The following is a 15,944-nucleotide window of genomic DNA, read 5'->3' as shown; positions in this document are numbered from 1 at the left end:
GCCAACTCTTACGCTGCTGTTGGCCCACGCAAACCACAGGCTTTGCATTGGTAGCGGGCGTGCCCGCCGCTGTGCCCGTTGCGCCGAATCTGCTCACTACCACATTTGGTCTAGGTATGTGGGAAGTTTACCATAAGGCTAATACAGAACTCATCCTAGCTTAGACCACCGCTCATTAGTTACGGCCCTTAAATTTCTGCACCCTGCGCACGACATCATAACTGATACCAAGCCGCGCTAATGCCCAGAACAGCCCCGTCTTACTGCTCCCGGATTCCCGAAAAGCATACCATAGTTTTTCCCAAGCTGCTGGGCCTTTACTTGCGTAGTAGTGCTCGGCATTGTCTACTAGACGGCGACGGGCAGCAGCCCATTCCTCAGGCCCTTCAAAATAGCCTTTGCGATAAATGCGGAAATAAGTGTCATTTAGCGCTAGCCGGTTGGTATTCATCGCTGACGCATTGTGCACTCGGTAGGCTCCTAGATTATCAGGTAAGTAGGCGAATTTGAAATAGCGCGACAGTCGCAACCACATATCCAGGTCCTCCGAGTAAAGAGACAGGTCATATTCTCCGACCCTGTCCATAGCACTGTGACGGATAGTAGCAGTAAGAGTAGGCAGGTAAAATCCTTTGAGGAGAGGAACAATGATGTTGCCCTGTGGTGGGTTGTCAGCGAAGGCAGGGTTAAAGAATTGCAGAAAGCTAGGCGCAATTTCGTGGCCATTTGAATCGATAATCCGGCAATCTGCATATACGGCACCGCAAGCAGGCCCTTGGCGTTCAAATTCGATAACCGTCTTGGCTATCATATCCGGAGCGAGCTCATCATCTGACCCAACCCATGACACGTATTCACCATGTGCATTTGCCCGGCACTCATTAAATGCTCTAACAATGCCCTGATTGGTTGCTTGCTGAATAAAGGTAGCCGGATATGAGGTGCGAGCCAGCCAGTTGGTAATCACCTCGACCGAATTATCGGTCGAGCAATCATCTACTATTATCAATTCGATGGCAGGGTGGGTCTGATTACGGACACTTTCCAGCATCTGCTCAATATAGTGCGCGTTATTATAAGAAGCTATTCCAATACTAACGAGTGAAGGGGTATACATGCGATTACACAAAATAGATTACAGCCAGTTTCTTGAGAGGTTAAACCCGATTTTGGAATGGATAAAACCGACATTTCGACTCCAAACTACCCATGAAAGAAATTGATTCTTTACTCAAATACTTCTCGCACGACATACAGTGGCCGCTTGCGGGCCGCATCTAGGCCGCGCCAAACGTACTCGCCGATTACGCCTAATGCAATCATTTGAAAAGCTGATACGAAGAGCATGACAACCATAAGGGTAGTCCAGCCGGCCGGCTCGTTGGGGCTGGTCACCTTAAGCGCAATAACGTAGAGTCCATACAGCAGCGCAATGGCGCCCAGCCCTAGCCCCAACACTGAAATAGCACGGATAGGCACGAAAGAAAACGCTAGTAGGGAATCCACCAGCAGCTTGATTTTCTTATTCAGCGTCCAGCGCGACTTCCCGATTTCCCGCTTGCGGCGGGTATACGGGATGTTGACGTAGGCGAAGCCCAGCCACACCATGAGGTAGAACACGTTGGAATTGCGTTCGTGCAGCTTCAGCACCTCGGTGGCTATCTGGCGGTCAAAGAACACGAAGTCAAACCCTCCGTCGGGAATGTTGCTCAAGGCCATGTTCTTCATCAGCCAATGAAAAAGCTTGGCCATGGTGACGGCAAGGCCGGTTTCTTCCCGGTCCTGCCGATTGCCGATGACCAGCTTGTAGCCCTGCTGCCAGTGAGCGTACATCTGCACCATCAGCTCGGGCGGGTCCTGCATATCGGCGGTGATGATGGACAGGCAGTCGCCGGTAGCGTAGGCCATACCGGCCACAATGGCGTTGTAGGAGCCCACGTTGCCCGCCAAATCCACGATGCGAATGCGGCCGGGGTACAGGGCCTGCGCCCGCTGCAGGGCACCCAGAGTATCGTCGCCGGAACCATCGTTCACGAACACGTACTCGAAGGTTACCTCGGGCGGGAAATTGGTCTCGTTTGCCACCAGCTCGCGAACCGTCACCGGAATATTGTCCTCATTGAAGTAGCAGGGGACGATGACAGAGAGTTTAGGCATGAGGTGGGCAGATTGATAAACGCAGCGCGGGCACGCTCAGCGGGAACGTTAACGGTTGCGGTAGTGGGTTAGAATGAGCGAATGGCATCGGCCACGGCGGCAACGTGCGCTTCGGTCATGCCCGGCCACATGGGTAGGCTCAGGCAGGTATTGGCCAACTCCTCGGCGATGGGGAAACTGCCGGACGCAAACCCCAGCGACTGGTAGGCCTGCTGCAAATGGGGCGGTACCGGGTAATGAATCATAGTACCAATACCCTGAGCCGTGAGGTGCTGCTGCAAGGCGCCACGCTGAGTGGTATACACCACGTAGAGGTGGTAGACGTGGGTAGCGCCCTCGGCTACCGCCGGCAGGCGCAGGCCGGCAATGCTAGCCAGATGCTGGTCGTACCAAGCTGCTACTTGCTGGCGCTGGCGCGTCCACTCGGGCAGATGCGGCAGCTTCACACGGAGCAGGGCCGCTTGCAACTCGTCGAGGCGGGAGTTGTAGCCCACCACTTCGTTGTAGTATTTCTGCTGCGAGCCGTAGTTGCGCAGTACCTGCACTTTGTGGGCCAAGCTGGCATCGTTAGTGGTCACAGCCCCGGCGTCGCCGAGGGCACCTAGGTTTTTGCCGGGGTAGAAGCTGGTGCCGTTCACATGGCCGAAACTGCCGGTGAGCCCGCCTGCAAAGGCCGCGCCCTGCGACTGGGCATTGTCCTCCACCACGTACAGGTTATGCTTCGTGGCCAGGTTCATAATTTCCGTCATGCGGCAGGCTTGCCCGTAGAGGTGTACCGGCATAATAGCCCGGGTGCGCGGCGTAATGGCCGCCTCGATGAGCGTGGGGTCGAGGTTGCTGGTGGCAATGTCAGGCTCAACGGGCACGGGGGTGGCCCCTACCTGCGTCACGGCCAGCCAAGTAGCGATGTACGTATTGGAAGGCACAATAACCTCATCGCCGGGGCCGATTTCCAGCACCCGCAATGCCAGCACCAGGGCATCGAGGCCGTTGGCCACCCCCACCGTATGCGTTACTTGGTTGAAGGCAGCGTATTCCTGCTCAAATTGTTTTACCTCCTCGCCCAGAACATACCAATAGGAGTCGTAAACGCGGCCTACGGCGGCCATCATTTCTTCGCGCACGGGTATGTGCTGCGGTTGAAAAGAGAGAAATGGAATAGTTGAAGTGCTCATGGGGAAAGATTTTTTGGAAGTACTTATTTACAATACTCTAATTGCCTACAACCAGTTAATTATTAATCGGTTATAGCTGTTTTAAGCATTATGATTATAGCGCTGGTATAGCGCTGGCGTTTTCTAATAATTTTGGAGTCAACAACAAAATATCTGGTTAAGAATCGGTTAGCGAATTACGAGCACGCTAACACATGGCTCGTGCTACCAAGCCGAAACCCTAACTTCTCACAGGTGCGAAACACGGCTCCATTAGTGGCCTGCGTGGTCATCAAAACCTGCGGAAAAGATAGGGCCGCTGCCCGGCGTACAGTCTCGGCTACTAGCTTTATGTGCCAGCCGCGGTTGGCTGGTCCCACGGCCGTAAGTAGCACCCGCGACGCACCGCTGCCGGCCACCCCAGCCTCAGCGGGGGTGTCACCAATGGCCAAAAATGAGTCTATGGGCAGGCCCGGCACGTCGGGCACCAGCACGGCATCAGCGTAGCTGCCCTCGGTAGCGGCTTCAGCGTAGCGGGCCAGCAGGGCATCGGCGCGGTCGTCGCCAAACCAAGGGTCGGCATGAAAACGGTCGTATACATTGCGGGCCGTCGCCGCGATGCGGCCAATATGGACCGCCTCGTCGGACCGGGCCAGTCGCACTGGTGCGGGCGCGGGCAGGTGGGCCTCCGCTACGGGGCAGTAGAAATTGAGGCGGGTTTCGATGAGCCGCCAGCCACCGCCGGTCAGGGCTTGCAGCAGCGCCGTATCTTCGGCCGGCACCACGCTAAAGGCATAGTAGGGCCCACGGGCCGCCAGCGTTTGCCGAAGCTCTGCAGCGGCGGTAGCCAGCGCGGCGGGCCGGGCCTCGTTTCCAAACAGACCAGTAAACAGCCGGTAGGTGTCAGTGCCGAAAAACTCGGTATCCCAGGGCAGGTGTTGCAACAGCCATTGGCTGCCGCCGTCGGCGGCGGTCAGCACTTGCTCCCCTGCGTTGCTGCCGAAGCGGGTCGCCGCGCCCGTGCCGTAGCGTGTCTGCTGCGGGGCCACGGGCAGGTGCCGCAGAAAGTGCGTGGGCGAGTGCCGGGCCAGCAGGGCAGCGCGGGCGTCTATCCAGGAAGCGTCAGGCACTATCTGATTTGCCATATCCGCTTAAACTCCTTATAATCACGGATATAATCACCCTCCTGGTAAGGTGCTGATGCCAGCACCAGTTGCACTGCGGAGTGTGAGTACTGCATTGTGTGCCAGGCGTGGGGCGGCACATAGAGGCCGGTGTTGGGCTCTTCGAGCCGGAAGGTCTCGATGGTGCCATCAGCCAGCTCGGTGGTGACAATGATGCGGCCGGCGGCAGCGATGAGCACCTGCTCCGTAAGATGGTGGGCGTGGCGGCCCCGTACGATGCTCTCCGGCGTATAGTACGTCCAGAAGATGCGCTGCACATCGAACGGCACCAGCCTGCTCTGTTCCGTAACGGAGATGTATCCGATACTAGGGTCGCCCAGCTTGGGAAAATTAATCAGGTGAGGACCAGCGAATTCGGGCATCGTAAGGTAGTAGTTGATTGATTAAGGACGCAAGTTACATCCGTGCCCCCCACAATGAAACCCTGGTGCCTCATCTGGGTTCTGCTGTTTCCAGCGATGGTCAGCCATACGGCTGTCGTATTACCAGTACCAGTACCAGTACCAGTACCAGCAGCACTAGGCTCTGAATAAGAAGGAATTGATTACTCGTCAAAGGGCCGACATTTATCCAACAAACAATTGATTACTAACCTGTATAGGTGTCAAGCTGCGTGAAAGTCAGCTCACTCAGTTGGTGGGGGCAGCACCCTGATATAGCCGGAACAGGCGCGAGGGGGTGGAGTTAGGAGTGGGAAGTTGGCTGTCAGGTACGGGTTCAAAGTGGACCTGCCGGTCCGTCGGCAGTGCCAGTCGGGCATTAAGGTAGTGCGCCAGCATTTTGGCAAAGGCTGGCTCCAGCACCCAGCGGGTTTCGGGGCGGTAGCCCAGGCGCAGCAGAGCCGTGGGCAGGTCGCGGGTACCGGCCAGAGCTTGGCGCAGGCGCGGCTGCGAGGGGTCAAAGGCTATCCAACCGGCTAGTACCATCACGTTGCGGTAGTGGTCGAGGTGGTAAGGGCGCAGTGGCGAGAGGTGGTTATAGGCATTATATAAGCCCTGCTCGATGAGCAGGCCTGAGCCGGCCTCTTGCGCCAGCCGGCCCAAGTAGGTTCGGTGCTCTGCGTTTTCTTGGCGCAGGGTTCGTAGCAGGCGGGTGTTTACCACCAGCCAAATGCACCCCACAGCCAGCCCGGCTGCCAGCAGAGCCCGTTGCGGCCAGCGCGGTAGCAGGGCTAGCCCCCCCCCTTCGGGCAGCAGGCAGCCAAACACCAGCCCCAGGTTGACGATAGTGTAGATAGTGACGACGGGCTGCAACACTCGCAGCGGCAGGTGCGACGCCAGCCCCAGAAAAAGCAGCCAGAACCCCACCTGATACAGGCAGAACGCAGCCACGGGCCAGCTGCGCAGCCGCAACCGCCCCCGCCGCACCCCACTAGCCACCAGCAACCAGCTGCCAAACACCACTAGCAGGCAGCCCGACATGCGCAACAATAGGCTGCCGACAGCGGTAAACAGGGCCTTGCTGTACACATTCGTCAGGAAATGCTGGTTGACGGTGGGACGCATGGCCCGCTGGAAAAAAGCCGGGTTCAGCAGCACAGAGTCGTTGATTCCCCAGTAAGGTATCAGTGTCTGATAAGCCAAGCTGTCGGTAGGCGTGTGAATTTCAAGCCGACCAGATACATGGTCGAACAGCCGGGCCCGTTCTAGGTCGTTGCGGCGGTATACTTCGGTTTCCGCCGTGTCGTTAAGGCCGGCCAAAAAAGTAAACAGCAGCAGCAGCCCCCCCATAAAACCGGCCACGCGCAGGGCGCGGCCCCAACCCAGCCACAAAGCCAGGGGCAAAGTCAGCCCCAGCCCCAGCAGGCCGCCGGCAGGCCGCAGGCCCCAGCCCGCCGCCAGCGCCAGCCCGGCCAGCCCCCACACCGGCCACCGCGGTAGCCGCCCATTCGCCCGCGGCACGAGCAGAAGCAGACCCGCCGCGGCTCCCAGCAGCAGCGCCGGCCGGGTAAAATTTATTTGTACTGCGTGCAAAAAAAAGGTCAGCCCGTAAAACACAACCTGCCCGCCTGCCAGTTGCCAACCGCTAAGCCGGCCCCGATTCAATTCCTCCAATGCCCAGAAGCAAACGGTTAGTGCGAAGTAGAGTGTGCCGTAGAGCATAAGCCCGTACCAAGGCACATCAGGAGCCCAGCCGTAGAGGGTAGCCAGCGCTTGGCTCCAGCCGTGCAAGTACAGGTGCAGGTCGGCCACATGCCCGGCCGCGGTAATGCCGCGCAGCAGCATATCCATGAGCAGGTCGTCAGCGTTTTCGTAGAAGAATCCGTTTGCCAAGCCCTGCAAGCTTAGCAGCAGCGCCGACAAGCCAAACACGCGTAGCCAACGCCCGGCCGTCCCGGTTTGCAGGTCCACCTGTTGGTCAATTGTAACGCTACCTTTCATTTTAATGTCTACTTCAGCGACGAGTTAACTTTCGTGTGTTTTGGATAGGACAGCAATTAGAGTAATGCTGGTGCGAGGGCAAACATAGCCGTATAACTAATGTTCTTCCCGTGTAAATGGCGGCACTTAACGTACTGACCAGAAACCGTTGAATGGCTGGACTGCTGCCTAACGTTACGGTCGCCCCCCGCACCGCATTCCCACACCAAATAGCACTTCTCTCGTCGCCGTTTCCGCTTATCCCACCAGCGCCCTTGCTATTGTCCACTTTTGCCCCTTGGTAGCTCAAGCATGGCTGGAGGATGGACGAAATTATAGCTCGAGTACAGCTGAAGTACGCGTTCTAAAAAGTTTTCAGCCTCGATGTAATCCAATCCTTGAAAAGTTAGTCAGACAGAGGCATAAAACTTTTTCAAGCCTTGCTCTCTGCCCACTAAATTTCTATGATTCAAATCACCAGCAAGGCTAAGCGGTAGTGCCAGAGGTTATGCCTTAACGTGTTCTTTGAAATACTCCAGCGTACGGCGCAGGCCCTCGGCACGGTCCACCTTGGGCTCCCAGCCCAGGATTTCCTTGGCCTTGGTGATGTCCGGGCGGCGCTTCATCGGGTCGTTTTCGGGCAGGGCCTGGTAAGTCGGCTTGAACTCGACGCCAGTGAGGCGGGCAATTTCTTCGCCGAACTCCTTGATGGTGATTTCCGACGGGTTGCCAATGTTCACGGGCAGGTGGTAGTCGCTGAGCAGAAGGCGGTAAATTCCTTCCACCAAGTCGTCGACGTAGCAGAACGAGCGCGTCTGCGAGCCATCGCCGAACACGGTTAGGTTCTCGCCGCGCAGGGCCTGCGAGAGGAAAGCCGGCAGCACACGGCCGTCATCGAGGCGCATGCGCGGTCCGTAGGTATTGAAAATGCGGATAATGCGCGTTTCCAGGCCGTGGTGGTTGTGGTAAGCCATGGTAATGGCCTCTTGGAAGCGCTTGGCTTCGTCGTAGCAGCCGCGCGGCCCCACGGGGTTCACGTTGCCAAAATACTCTTCTACCTGCGGGTGAATTTCGGGGTCGCCGTACACCTCCGAAGTGCTGGCAATCAGCATACGGGCACCTTTCACGCGGGCCAGGCCCAGCAGGTTGTGCGTGCCGAGCGAACCCACTTTCAGGGTCTGAATCGGAATTTTGAGGTAGTCAATGGGCGAGGCCGGCGAGGCGAAGTGCAGGATGTAATCCAGCTTGCCGGGCACGAATACGAACTTGCTCACATCAGCCTGATGAAACTCAAAATCGGGTCGGCCAAACAGGTGCTCAATATTCTGAATGGAACCCGTAATCAGGTTGTCCATCGCCACTACATGGTAGCCCTCTTTCAGGAACCGGTCGCAGAGGTGCGAACCCAGAAAGCCAGCCCCGCCAGTGATGAGCACCCTTTTTTTTTCTTCGAAAGTATTGGTCATAAAATGCTTTTGTCATCCTGAGCGCAGCGAAGGACCTTATCACGTCCGCGCCGCTCGAGTAAATAGTAATCCTGAAAAATGCAGCCGCGATAAGGTCCTTCGCTGCGCTCAGGATGACAAATTAGGTGTTAAGCCGGCTCCTTGTGGTCGGTTTTGATGCCGATGCAGTGGTAAACGAAGCCCAGCTCCTTCAATTCTTTCACATCATAGATGTTACGGCCGTCGAAAATTACTTTCTGCTTCATCAGGCGGCCCACCACTTCAAAATTGGGGGAGCGGAAATCGGGCCATTCCGTAACGATGAGCAGGGCGTCGGCGTCAATCAGGGCCGCAAATTCGTCCTTGGCGTAGGTGATACTGTCGCCGAGCGAGTGCTTGGCTTCGGGCATGGCCACGGGGTCGTAGGCAGTAATGGTGCAGCCGGCCGCCAGCAACTTCTCGATGATGACCAGCGAGGGAGCCTCGCGCATATCGTCGGTCTTGGGCTTGAAGGACAGGCCCCACACGGCGATTTTTAGGCCGCGCAGGTCGCCGCCGAAGTGCTTGCTGACCTTGTTGAAGAGGACCGATTTCTGTTCATCGTTCACGCTTTCCACGGCGCGGAGCACCTGCATGTCGTAGCCGTTTTCCTGGGCGGTTTTGATGAGCGCCTTCACGTCCTTAGGGAAGCAGGAACCGCCGTAGCCGATGCCGGGGTAAATGAACTTGGTGCCGATGCGGGCATCGGACCCGATGCCGCGGCGCACCATGTTCACGTCGGCTCCCATGATTTCGCACAGGTTGGCCACGTCGTTCATGAAGCTGATTTTAGTGGCCAGCATGGAGTTGGCCGCGTATTTCGTCATCTCGGCCGACGGGATATCCATGAAGATAATCGGGTGGCCGTTGAGCAGGAAGGGCTTATAGAGGCGGCGCATTACTTCTTCGGCGCGGTCGGAGGCGATGCCCACCACAATGCGGTCGGGCTTGAGGAAGTCGTCGATAGCGGCGCCTTCTTTCAAGAACTCGGGGTTGGAAGCCACATCAAACTCGACGCTAGCTCCGCGCTTGGCCAGGGCCTGCTCGATTTCGGCGCGCACCTTGGCGGCCGTACCCACGGGCACGGTGCTTTTGGTGACGATGACGCCGTAGGTATTCATGTTTTCGCCAATGCCGCGGGCCACGGCCAGCACGTATTTCAGGTCAGCCGAGCCGTCTTCGCCGGGCGGGGTGCCCACGGCGATGAAGGCCACATCGCAGTCTTTAATGGCTTCGGCCAGATTGGTGGAGAAGTGCAGCCGCCCTTTTTCCACGTTGCGGGTCACCATTTCCTCCAGTCCGGGCTCATAAATCGGCAAAATGCCTTGGTGCAGATTATCGATTTTCTTCTGGTCGATATCAATACACGTCACGTCGATGCCGACTTCGGCGAAGCACGTACCCGTTACCAAACCGACGTAGCCGGTGCCTACAACTGCTATTTTCATAAGATGCGGAATGCGCGGGGACTAGTAATTAATGGAGCAAATTTAGGCCTTTACGGTCCACTCCACCGAACCTCGCGGCCAGCCCTTATCATCGCGCCAATGTATAAGCAGCAGAAATCTAACGCATGCATGTTGATTATAAGCTAATTACCATTAGCAATAATCTTAAAATCGACTTCATGATTTTGCAGAATAGCCCGCTCTCGAGCACTATGTCCTTCGAACCGGTAGGCGGGATATCTCATGAAGTAGGGAACATCGGCCACTACTTGGCCGGGACGCAGGTAGGCCGGCCGGTAGCAGGTGATGGGATAGAGGTAGGCAAAGTTCAGCAACTGAAAAGTGGCGACCGAATGCCTTTGCGTGAGCTGGCGGCGCAGGCGCGGGCCAAATAGCCGGTAAGGCATAAGATGCTCATCGCACACGCCCAATTGACTGGCAGCAATCTGTTGATAATCATAAATTCCTGCACGGTATGCGACATCGCAGGGATAATCGACGGGCAGGTAGCCCGCTAGGAATATTCCAAAATGCGCCAAGGCAACGCCCCCACCGCCCAGGTAGCGCCAGACATGGCCCGACCCGGTGCGACCAACCGCACGCAATGCTACCAATGCGCCCATGACAACAAAGGGCACGAAGAAGTGCAGCGTGCGCCCGTAAAAAACCAGCTTGTGCCCTACCTGAACAAATATGGCATAGCCCAGCCACGCCAGAAAACCGGCTGTAAGCACACGCGTTAGCCCTCGCTCGGCGGCAGAAAGATTGGCAGATAATGCTACCCGCAAACTGAGCCCTAACCCTATTCCGAACAGCCCCAGCAGACCGACGCCGAGCCAGCCTTCGACCTGCCAGAAGTAGCTGCCGATGAAACTGAAACCCTCGGAAAAGCTGCCCTGCGTGACGGTGGTGGCAATGTAGCGGCTGCTTGCCCAATATGACGTATTGCCCAGCCGTGCCAATCCCTCAAGAACAAATAGCACTGCCAGCAGGCCGGCGAATTGGGCCGTGAAGAGTTCTAAAGAACGCCGCCAACCGGTACGGCCGGCCTCGAAACCGGCTAGCAGCGCCAAGACCAGCAGCAGCATGGGGCCCATGAAATAGCCCGGATAAACGGCATAGCTGAAGCCGCTTATTACTCCTATCAGCACCTGAAGCCTGAGGCTGACGGCCGCACGGGGACGGAGCAGCAACGTGAGCGCCAGGAAAAAGAAGAACAGCGAATGGTCGTAGGGCAGCAGGTGGCGCAGGTAGAGGTTGGTATTTACCAGACTGGAGTACAGCGCGAGGCCCAGCAGGGCCATGCCCACGTTAAAAAAACGCCGGTAAATGTGGTACAGCAGCAAAGCATTCAGGCTCACGATAAGCACGTTGAACGCCTGTGGGACTTGCAACGAAGGCGGGGCGTTGGGGTTCAGGTCGAAAACCACCAGCAGAATGGCTTGGCCCAGCCCTGGAATGGCCCGCCAGATGCCGTCGCCCGGACGGGCCCCCATGGAGTTGATGTAGCGCAGAAACTCCTGCCCGTGGCCTTCGCTGAGGGAGCGCAGGCCCAGCATGGCGTTGACGTAGCGGGACTCATCCACGAAGGCCATGGTGCCTTTGCCAATCAGGCTAAGGCGTGCCAGCGTGACCAGCGCGCCAACCAAAAGGGCCAGCCGTTGCGGCCGGCCCACTTGGTGCCACCAATGGCGCAAGCGCCAGAGTATATTCGGAGTCAAGAGCTTAGGCCATGTACTGCTTCCACCACGTCTGGAAGACGATGAGGCCCCAGATGCGGGCGTGCACATCGCCGGGGCTGCGCGAGAACAGCTGCGCTTTGAGGGCGCGGATGGCCTGCACATCGAAGATGCCCTGGGCTTCGATGAAGTCGTCGCGCAGCAGGTCATCTTCAATCAGGGAGCGCAACTCGCCGCGCATCCACTTCAACAGGGGCACTTCGAAGCCGTGCTTGGGGCGGTCGTAGAGCTCGACGGGTAGTTCGGAGCGGAAGGCATCCTGCACGATTTTCTTCTTCATCGTGGCATCCACCTTGCTGGTGACGGGGATGGAGAAGGCGAAATTCACCACTTTGTAGTCGAGGAAAGGCGTGCGCACTTCCAACGAGTTGGCCATGCTCATCATGTCCACTTTCGTGAGCATGTCGTAGGGCAGCACCAGGCTCATGTCGGTGAGCAGCACCTCGTTGAGGTCGCCGTCGGCGTGCAGGTGTTCCAGAATGTCTTTGCGGCGCTTGGCGGCGGCCTTCTTGCCCACTTTGCGGCGGCTTTCGGCGCTGAGCAGGGTGTTGGCATCGGTGGCCGAGGCGAAGCTGGCCCAGTCCCAGTATCGGTCTTTAACGCCGGCCGTCATGCCGCGCGAGAAGCGCTGGAGCTGCCGTACACGGTTGCCGAAGAAACTGTTGCGCGACTTGGGCAGGGCGTCCCACACGAAGCCGAGGGCCGTGACGGCTTCGGCCTTCACGCCGCCCTGGCGCACCTTGAACTCGCCCATGTGCTTGTTGTAGCCGCCGAACATTTCGTCGGCTCCGTCGCCGCTCAGGGCTACGGTGACGTGCTGGCGGGTGCGCTGGCTGAGGATGTACACGGCCAGGGCCGAGGAGTCGGCAAACGGCTCATCGAGGTAATCCAACATGCTGTGGATGTGCTCGTAGAGGTCGTCGTTGGTGAGCGAGAAAACCGTGTGGTTGGTCTTGTGGCGGGCGGCCACGAGGTTGGCGTACTTAGTTTCGTCGAAGAAAGGCTCGTCTTTGAAGCCGATGCTGAACGTGTTGAGGTGCAGCGTGTGGCGGGCGGCCAGTGCGGTAATCACGCTGGAGTCGATGCCGCCGCTGAGGAAGGCGCCGAGGGGCACGTCGGCCACGAGGCGGCGCTGCACGGCTCCGTCCATCAGGTCAACCAGCTTTTTCTGCTGCTGCTCGTAGCTGAGCTTATTTTTGGCAACCTTCTTGGGGTCGTAAGGAATTTTATACCAGGCCTTGCCCACCACTTTCCCATCCTTGATGTAGAGGTAGTGGCCGGGCAGCAGCTTCTTCACGCCCTTGAAAATGCTGGCCGGGCCCGGGATGTAGTTGAGCTGCAAATACTGGCTCAGGGCCACGTAGTCGAGCTTGCGGGGCACGCCCAGCGCCATCATCGACTTCATTTCCGAGGCGAAAAACAGCTTGTCTTCGTCGCGGTAAATGAGCAGGGGCTTCACGCCGAACCGGTCGCGGGCGATGAGCAGGGAGTTCTCCTCCTTATCGTAGATGGCGAAGCCGAAGAAGCCGTTCAGCTTCTTGATGAAGCTGCGGCCTTCGGTGATGTAGAGTTGGAGAATAACCTCCGTATCGGTCTGGGAATGGAATTTGCAGCCGCGCTTAATCAGCTTTTCGCGCAGCTCGCGGTAGTTGAATATCTCGCCGTTGAAGACGATGGTGTAGCGCCCCGATTCGTCGGTCATCGGCTGGTTGCCATCGGCCGAAAGGTCGAGGATGGCCAGCCGGCGAAAGCCCAGACCGCATTGGTCGTAGACGAAGTGGCCCTCCGAGTCGGGGCCGCGGCGAATGATGGCGTCGGTGGACGCTTGCAGGTTGGCCAGCGACTGACGACCTGTTTCTGTAAAGGCAAATACTCCAGTTATTCCGCACATATAGTAGGCAAAAGTACGACCCCGCAACCTAAAGGTCAGCTCCGGGGTATTGTCTGAACCATTGATTTGTCGGATTTAACGGATTTCGCAGATTTTTTGGGTGGGCTCGCCCCGGCTTTTGTTGTTAACAAAAAACTTTACGCCAAACGATTAAGCGCGCCTATTCTCTCCTGACAACCATTCTTTCACCCCTTCCCTACCCCACCATGGACATCAACGAGCAATTTCAAGCCGCGGCCCAGCAAGTAAATAACCTACCCGGCGACGTGGCCGCCAAGCACATGACGGAGCTTTACGGCCTGTATAAACAAGCTACCGAAGGCGACGTCAACATGAAAAGCGACGAAGTAGACGCTACTGCCGCCGACCAGGCCAACGGCCCCGCTGGCCTCTCGCAGGCCCAGTGGGACTCGTGGAACCAATTCAAGGGCGTGCCGGAAGAAGAAGCTAAGCGGCGCTACGTGGCCAAAGCTGCCGAAATTACCGGCGGTGCCAAATCGGCCACCGAAGCCAGCGAAGTACCCACCGACAGCCAAACCGGGGCTCCCAAAACCACCGACCACGGCGGGCTGCGCGGCGACATCACGGCCGGCGCACCTTATGGTGGCGAGGACAAGCTGAAAGGCCAGCAACTGTAAATTAAGCACCTTCATTCCAGCACTGCTGCGCTTGATATGTTAGTAAAACAAACGCCAGTCCTTCGCGGGGCTGGCGTTTGTTTTTACCCGACAACCGGACGCCAAAAACTTGTGGGTACGGCGGTAGTTGTCGGGCTCCGGGCGGGCAGTATCATTGCCGGCCGGCGGCAGGTGCCCGCTTCTCTCCCTACTCCGTTTTTGCTTTTTATGAACCGTCGTCTTTTTCTGAATCAAAGCACCCGCGTGGCCCTCACGGCCGCCATCCTGCCCGCCGTGGCTTGCCAAAGCACTCCCGGCAAGCCCGCAGCCGATGCGCCTATGCGAGCCCCAGCGGCTGGAGAAACGACTGGTTCAGGTGTTGCCGACAGCTTTGAGCTACAGGAATTGACCGTGGCCGATTTGCAGGACCGCATGGCCAAAGGCACCGAAACCGCTCGCAGCCTGAGCGAAAAATACCTAGCCCGCATCAAGGCCCTGAACGAAGCCGGGCCAATGCTGCGCGCCGTCATCGAAACCAACCCCGACGCGCTGACCATTGCCGACGGCCTGGACCAGGAGCGCAAAGCCGGCAAGCTGCGCGGTCCGCTGCACGGCATTCCGGTGCTGATAAAGGACAACATCGACAGCGGCGACCAGATGATGACCACCGCCGGGGCCTCGGCGCTCAGCGGGCACAGGGCGAAGCAGGATGCCTTTATTGTGCAGAAGCTGCGGGCCGCCGGGGCGGTATTGCTGGGCAAAACCAACTTGAGCGAATGGGCCAATTTCCGGTCCTCGCACTCGGTGAGCGGCTGGAGCAGCCGGGGCCGCCAGAGCCGCAACCCCTACGTGCTCGACCGCAGCACCAGCGGCAGCAGCTCGGGCTCGGGGGCGGCGGTGGCGGCCAATTTGTGTGCCGTGGCCATCGGCACCGAAACGGACGGCTCGGTGGTGTCGCCGTCGTCGTGCAACGGGCTGGTGGGCCTCAAGCCGACGGTGGGCCTGCTAAGCCGCAGCGGCATCATCCCCATTTCGAGCACCCAGGACACGGCCGGCCCCATGGCCCGCACCGTGCGCGACGCGGCTATTTTGCTGAGCGCGCTGGCCGGCCCCGACCCCACCGACCCCGCCAAACTGCCCATTCCCAAAGGCGCGCTGACCGATTACACGACGTTTCTCAAGTCAGACGCCCTTGAGGGTCAGCGGCTGGGGGTAGAGAAGGCCCACCTCAACGGCCCGCCTGCCGTGGCCGCGCTCCTGAAGCAAGCCGTGGCTGCGCTGAAGGCAAAGGGCGCGACCATCGTAGAAATAGAGTTGAATAAGCAGGTCAATCCGCTCGGAGAAGCCGAATTTGACGTGCTACTCTACGAGTTCAAGGAAGGCGTGAACAAGTACTTGGCCCAGGCCGGCGCGACTGTAAAGAATCTGGCCGATGTCATTGCTTATAACAAGGCCCACGAAGCCGAGGCCATGCCGTTTTTTAAACAGGAAACCCTCATCCGGGCCGAAGCCACGGATGGCCTCAACAATCCCAAATACAAGGCTGCCGTGCAAAAAACCGTGGCCGGCGCCCGCCAGGCCATTGATGGCCTGCTGAAAACCCACCAGCTCGCGGCCATCGTCGGAGTCACGAGCGGCCCGGCCTGGTGCATTGATTGGGTGAACGGTGACTACTCGACGGGCGTCGATTTTTCGTCGCCGGCGGCTATGGCGGGCTATCCGCACCTCACCGTGCCCATGGGGCAGGTGCTGGGATTGCCGGTGGGCCTGTCGTTTGTGGGGCCGGCCTACCACGAAAGGGTGCTATTGGCCCTGGGCTATGCGTATGAGCAGGCCACGCATAAGCGCGCGGCCCCGAAGTTTTTGCCGACGGTGGTGGCTTGAGGCTGAATTAGCGTCGAAGAAAAGCT

12 protein-coding genes and 1 pseudogene are annotated in these 15,944 nt (G+C 58.3%); 2 read left to right on the top strand and 11 right to left on the bottom strand.

Annotated elements, in window-relative coordinates; all coding sequences use genetic code 11:
• Positions 1–8: 8 nt before the first annotated feature.
• The 11 genes and pseudogenes from ACYU7Q_RS14440 to asnB form a co-directional block, all read right to left on the bottom strand.
• Positions 9–98: pseudogene (locus tag ACYU7Q_RS14440) on the bottom strand (transposase-like zinc-binding domain-containing protein); the annotation flags it as partial.
• A 77-nt stretch (positions 99–175) separates the two neighbouring features.
• The gene (locus ACYU7Q_RS14435; protein WP_460610140.1) at positions 176–1,117 is read right to left on the bottom strand and encodes a glycosyltransferase family protein; all 942 of its coding nucleotides are present in this window, start codon (positions 1,115–1,117) and stop codon (positions 176–178) included.
• A 110-nt stretch (positions 1,118–1,227) separates the two neighbouring features.
• Positions 1,228–2,157, bottom strand: coding sequence for a glycosyltransferase family 2 protein (locus ACYU7Q_RS14430; protein WP_460610139.1), 930 nt, complete (start codon positions 2,155–2,157; stop codon positions 1,228–1,230).
• 68 nt (positions 2,158–2,225) lie between these two features.
• Complete coding sequence (locus ACYU7Q_RS14425; RefSeq protein WP_460610138.1) at positions 2,226–3,332, bottom strand: DegT/DnrJ/EryC1/StrS family aminotransferase; 1,107 nt, start codon at positions 3,330–3,332, stop codon at positions 2,226–2,228.
• A gap of 176 nt (positions 3,333–3,508) precedes the next feature.
• Positions 3,509–4,456, bottom strand: coding sequence for a GNAT family protein (locus ACYU7Q_RS14420; protein ID WP_460610137.1), 948 nt, complete (start codon positions 4,454–4,456; stop codon positions 3,509–3,511).
• Complete coding sequence (locus tag ACYU7Q_RS14415; protein WP_460610136.1) at positions 4,441–4,857, bottom strand: sugar 3,4-ketoisomerase; 417 nt, start codon at positions 4,855–4,857, stop codon at positions 4,441–4,443. The genes ACYU7Q_RS14420 and ACYU7Q_RS14415 overlap by 16 nt, the downstream gene beginning before the upstream one ends.
• A 267-nt stretch (positions 4,858–5,124) precedes the next feature.
• Positions 5,125–6,876, bottom strand: coding sequence for a hypothetical protein (locus tag ACYU7Q_RS14410; protein WP_460610135.1), 1,752 nt, complete (start codon positions 6,874–6,876; stop codon positions 5,125–5,127).
• A 485-nt stretch (positions 6,877–7,361) separates the two neighbouring features.
• The gene (locus tag ACYU7Q_RS14405; RefSeq protein WP_460610134.1) at positions 7,362–8,321 is read right to left on the bottom strand and encodes a UDP-glucuronic acid decarboxylase family protein; all 960 of its coding nucleotides are present in this window, start codon (positions 8,319–8,321) and stop codon (positions 7,362–7,364) included.
• Between the two features lie 128 nt (positions 8,322–8,449).
• On the bottom strand, positions 8,450–9,787 hold the full coding sequence (locus tag ACYU7Q_RS14400) for a UDP-glucose dehydrogenase family protein (RefSeq protein WP_460610133.1): 1,338 nt from the start codon (positions 9,785–9,787) through the stop codon (positions 8,450–8,452).
• 143 nt (positions 9,788–9,930) lie between these two features.
• Positions 9,931–11,436, bottom strand: coding sequence for a hypothetical protein (locus ACYU7Q_RS14395; protein WP_460610132.1), 1,506 nt, complete (start codon positions 11,434–11,436; stop codon positions 9,931–9,933).
• 76 nt (positions 11,437–11,512) lie between these two features.
• Positions 11,513–13,417 (bottom strand): asparagine synthetase B family protein, encoded by a 1,905-nt coding sequence (gene asnB / locus ACYU7Q_RS14390; protein ID WP_460610131.1) that lies wholly within the window; start codon positions 13,415–13,417, stop codon positions 11,513–11,515.
• A 206-nt stretch (positions 13,418–13,623) separates the two neighbouring features.
• Here asnB and ACYU7Q_RS14385 point away from each other — a divergent pair, with 206 nt between their 5' ends.
• Positions 13,624–14,055: an acyl-CoA-binding protein gene (locus tag ACYU7Q_RS14385; protein ID WP_460610130.1), complete on the top strand. Its 432-nt coding sequence runs from the start codon at positions 13,624–13,626 to the stop codon at positions 14,053–14,055.
• 207 nt (positions 14,056–14,262) lie between these two features.
• Positions 14,263–15,918 (top strand): amidase, encoded by a 1,656-nt coding sequence (locus ACYU7Q_RS14380; RefSeq protein WP_460610129.1) that lies wholly within the window; start codon positions 14,263–14,265, stop codon positions 15,916–15,918.
• Positions 15,919–15,944: the final 26 nt, after the last annotated feature.

It is taken from the genome of Hymenobacter terrigena (genome assembly GCF_054776515.1).
Note: the sequence above shows the minus strand (reverse complement) of the source record. Positions and strands in the feature narration are given on the sequence as shown.